Source organism: Synechococcus sp. R55.7, assembly GCF_047461955.1.
Taxonomy (GTDB): Bacteria; Cyanobacteriota; Cyanobacteriia; order Thermostichales; family Thermostichaceae; genus Thermostichus.
In genome coordinates this window covers 5,177-6,268 of sequence record NZ_JANSIC010000148.1, presented here as the reverse complement: position 1 = coordinate 6,268, position 1,092 = coordinate 5,177, and the positions used below count along the sequence as shown (strand labels likewise).

At 60.2% G+C, this 1,092-nt stretch carries 1 protein-coding gene; it reads right to left on the bottom strand.

Annotated features, from left to right (window positions below; all coding sequences use genetic code 11):
* Positions 1-29: 29 nt before the first annotated feature.
* Complete coding sequence (locus NW820_RS08715) at positions 30-974, bottom strand: PLP-dependent cysteine synthase family protein (protein ID WP_148202762.1); 945 nt, start codon at positions 972-974, stop codon at positions 30-32.
* Between the last annotated feature and the right edge of the window lie 118 nt (positions 975-1,092).

Sequence of the window (1,092 nt, the reverse complement as noted above, 5' to 3'; positions counted from 1 at the left end):
CTGTCCGCAGGACGAGCGCCGGGAGGATGTCACTCCTCTGTCCAGAAACGCTCGGAAAGATATTTGTCAGCCCCGTCGCAAAAGATGGTCACCACCACTCCAGAGGAGAGCTGACGGGCCACCTCTAGGGCTGCCACCACATTGGCGCCGGCAGAGATGCCCACCAGCAGGCCTTCTTCCAACGCCAAGCGCTTGACCATTTTCTGGGCTGCTTCTGTGGAGATCTCAATGTGCTGGTCAGGCAGGGTGGGATCGTAAATCTCGGGTTTTAGAGCTGTGGCCATGTGCTTGAGCCCTTCCAGGCCATGGAAGGGAGAGTCGGGCTGCATGGCAATGATTTGGATATCCGGGCGATACTCTCGCAGGCGCCGCCCCACCCCCATACAGGTGCCGCTGGTGCCTAGCCCGGTAACAAAATGGGTGACCTGCCCCTGGGTTTGCTCCCAAATCTCCACCCCAGTGGTTTCGTAGTGGGCTTGCCAGTTGGCGGGGTTGCTGTACTGGTCAGGGTAGAAATAAAGCTCGGGGTTTTCCGCATAGAGGGCGCGGGCTTTCTCGATGGCCCCATCGGATCCCAGAGCGGGATCCGTCAGAACCAAGTCCACGCCATAGGCAGCCAGGATCTTCTTGCGCTCCGGGCTGGCGTTGGCGGGAAGAGCCAGCTTGACCTTGTAGCCCAAGGCGGCCCCGATCCAGGCATAGGCGATGCCGGTGTTACCGCTGGTGGCATCGAGGATGATCTTGCCGGGGGTAAGCTTGCCCTGGCGTTCGCCAGCGCGAATCATGTTGAGGGCCGGGCGATCCTTGACTGAACCCCCAGGGTTGTACCACTCTGCCTTGCCATATACCCGTACCGATTCCGGCAAATCGGCAGCAACCCGCCGCAGACGGATCAGCGGCGTCCCCCCCACCAGCTCAATAGGGCTATCCACAGCAGGGAGTAACGGGCGAGAAGAAAATGCAGTCGGATACAAGGGGGATCCCTCGCTAGACAGGCATCGGCTGGACAACCATTGCTCATCTTACCCCGGTCTTTCCGGCCTCTTGGGAGCTTTTTAGTTTCCCCCTCCTGCCCAAGTTCTGGCTAGGCTC